2 rRNA genes are annotated in these 3,410 nt (G+C 54.8%); both read left to right on the forward strand.

Annotated features, from left to right (window positions below):
- Positions 1 to 35: 35 nt before the first annotated feature.
- Positions 36 to 3,144 (forward strand): 23S ribosomal RNA (locus tag J4H91_RS15295).
- Positions 3,145 to 3,292: 148 nt separating this feature from the next.
- Positions 3,293 to 3,409, forward strand: a 5S ribosomal RNA gene (gene rrf, locus J4H91_RS15300).
- Position 3,410 lies beyond the last annotated feature (1 nt).

The following is a 3,410-nucleotide window of genomic DNA, read 5'->3' on the forward strand; positions in this document are numbered from 1 at the left end:
GGGTGGGTGTGTGTTCGATCAAAATGCTTATGTGATTTCAAGTCTTCAAGAGCATACGGTGGATGCCTGGGCATCTGGAGCCGAAGAAGGACGTAGTAATCTGCGATAAGCCTCGGGGAGCCGATAAACGGGCTGTGATTCGAGGATTTCCGAATGGGGAAACCCCGCCAGGCGGCGTGCTGACCTGGTGACTCCCGCCTGAATATATAGGGCGGGTAGAGGGAACGTGGGGAAGTGAAACATCTCAGTACCCACAGGAAGAGAAAACAATAGTGATTCCGGGAGTAGTGGCGAGCGAAACCGGATCAGGCTAAACCATGCGTGTGTGATACCTGGCAGGGGTTGCACGTGTGGGGTTGCGGGACATGCCTCGAGACGCTGCTGAGTCTCGGACGTGAGAGTGAAGCTATAGGAGAACCGCTTGGAACGGCGGGCCGGAGTGGGTGAGAGCCCCGTATCCGAAATGGTTTTACCGCGTGGTGTGTATCCCAAGTAGCACGGGGCCCGAGAAATCCCGTGTGAATCTGTCAGGACCACCTGATAAGCCTAAATACTTCCAGATGACCGATAGCGGACTAGTACCGTGAGGGAAAGGTGAAAAGTACCCCGGGAGGGGAGTGAAAGAGTACCTGAAACCGTGTGCTTACAATCCGTCGGAGCACCCTTGTTGGTGTGACGGCGTGCCTTTTGAAGAATGAGCCTGCGAGTTAGCGATACGTGGCGAGGTTAACCCGTGTGGGGTAGCCGTAGCGAAAGCGAGTCTGAATAGGGCGAGTCAGTCGCGTGTCCTAGACCCGAAGCGAAGTGATCTATCCATGGCCAGGCTGAAGCGACGGTAAGACGTCGTGGAGGGCCGAACCCACTTAGGTTGAAAACTGAGGGGATGAGCTGTGGATAGGGGTGAAAGGCCAATCAAACTTCGTGATAGCTGGTTCTCTCCGAAATGCATTTAGGTGCAGCGTTGCGTGTTTCTTGCCGGAGGTAGAGCTACTGGATGGCCGATGGGCCCTACAAGGTTACTGACGTCAGCTAAACTCCGAATGCCGGTAAGTGAGAGCGCAGCAGTGAGACTGTGGGGGATAAGCTTCATAGTCGAGAGGGAAACAACCCAGATCACCAACTAAGGTCCCTAAGCGTGTGCTAAGTGGTAAAGGATGTGGAGTTGCTGTGACAACCAGGAGGTTGGCTTAGAAGCAGCCACCCTTGAAAGAGTGCGTAATAGCTCACTGGTCAAGTGATTCCGCGCCGACAATGTAACGGGGCTCAAGCACACCACCGAAGTTGTGGCAATCCGCGTATAGACAGGCCTTCGTGGTCCAGTTCGTGGGTTGGGTAGGAGAGCGTCGTGTGGCGAGTGAAGCGGCGGAGTGATCCAGTCGTGGATGCTACACGAGTGAGAATGCAGGCATGAGTAGCGAAAGACGGGTGAGAAACCCGTCCTCCGGAAGACCAAGGGTTCCAGGGTCAAGCTAATCTGCCCTGGGTAAGTCGGGACCTAAGGCGAGGCCGACAGGCGTAGTCGATGGACAACGGGTTGATATTCCCGTACCGGCGGTAGACCGTCAAAGACCTAACCAGTAGTGCTAAACAAACCAAAGCCGGGACGGATCCTTCGGGTGATGTTCTGGTGGCGGCTGTGAACCCGATGCTGGGGTGGTGAGCGTGAGGTGTGACGCAGGAAGGTAGCCAGTGCCGGGCGATGGTTGTCCCGGTGTAAACATGTAGCCCGTCAGAGTTTAAGAGATTCTGGCGTTGGGTGAGATGTGATGCGGACCCGTATGGGGAAGCTGGTGATCCTATGCTGCCGAGAAAAGCATCGACGTGAGGTCTATTGTTGCCCGTACCCCAAACCGACTCAGGTGGTCAGGTAGAGAATACTCAGGAGATCGAGATAATCATGGTGAAGGAACTCGGCAAAATGCCCCCGTAACTTCGGGAGAAGGGGGGCCATCCGCTTATACCCACTTGCTGGGGAAAGGGTGTGGTGGCCGCAGAGACCAGTGGGAAGCGACTGTTTACTAAAAACACAGGTCCGTGCGAACACGCAAGTGGATGTATACGGACTGACGCCTGCCCGGTGCTGGAAGGTTAAGAGGAGAGGTTAGACCCTTCGGGGTCGAAGCTTTGAATTTAAGCCCCAGTAAACGGCGGTGGTAACTATAACCATCCTAAGGTAGCGAAATTCCTTGTCGGGTAAGTTCCGACCTGCACGAATGGCGTAACGACTTCCCAGCTGTCTCCACCGTGAACTCGGCGAAATTGCAGTACGAGTAAAGATGCTCGTTACGCGCAGAAGGACGGAAAGACCCCGTGACCTTTACTACAGCTTGGTATTGGTGTTCGGTGTGGCTTGTGTAGGATAGGTGGGAGACTGTGAAGCAGGGACGCTAGTTCTTGTGGAGTCGTTGTTGAAATACCACTCTGGTCATATTGGATGTCTAACCATGCACCCTGATCGGGTGTTGGGACAGTGCCTGGTGGGTAGTTTAACTGGGGCGGTTGCCTCCCAAAAAGTAACGGAGGCGCCCAAAGGTTCCCTCAACCTGGTTGGCAATCAGGTGGCGAGTGTAAGTGCACAAGGGAGCTTGACTGTGAGACTGACAGGTCGAGCAGGGACGAAAGTCGGGACTAGTGATCCGGCAGTGGCTTGTGGAAGCGCTGTCGCTCAACGGATAAAAGGTACCTCGGGGATAACAGGCTGATCTTGCCCAAGAGTCCATATCGACGGCATGGTTTGGCACCTCGATGTCGGCTCGTCGCATCCTGGGGCTGGAGTTGGTCCCAAGGGTTGGGCTGTTCGCCCATTAAAGCGGTACGCGAGCTGGGTTTAGAACGTCGTGAGACAGTTCGGTCCCTATCCTCTGCGCGCGTTGGAGATTTGAGAGGATCTGACCCTAGTACGAGAGGACCGGGTTGGACGGACCTCTGGTGTGCCAGTTGTTCTGCCAAGGGCATGGCTGGTTGGCTACGTTCGGGATGGATAACCGCTGAAAGCATCTAAGCGGGAAGCCGGCCTCGAGATGAGATCTCCATGGGACTTCGGTTCCTGTAGGTTCCCAGTAGATGACTGGGTTGATAGGCCAGATGTGGAAGCGCGGTAACGTGTGGAGCTGACTGGTACTAATAAACCAACGACTTGACTTCATACAAACCCATTGATGATCGACTTCAAACGGTCATGTGGATGAGGTTTGGCATAAGCGTAAGTAACGATGTTCGCGTCTGCTTTGTGGTTCTTGACGTACGGCCACAACCCCTTCACCGTGTGTGGGGTTGGGTATGTCAATAGTGTTTCGGTGGTTATAGCGTCAGGGAAACGCCCGGTCACATTCCGAACCCGGAAGCTAAGGCTGACAGCGCTGATGGTACTGCGAGGGGGACCTCGTGGGAGAGTAAGACACCGCCGAACT

The organism is Leucobacter ruminantium, assembly GCF_017565705.1.
GTDB classification, from domain to species: Bacteria; Actinomycetota; Actinomycetes; order Actinomycetales; family Microbacteriaceae; genus Leucobacter; species Leucobacter ruminantium.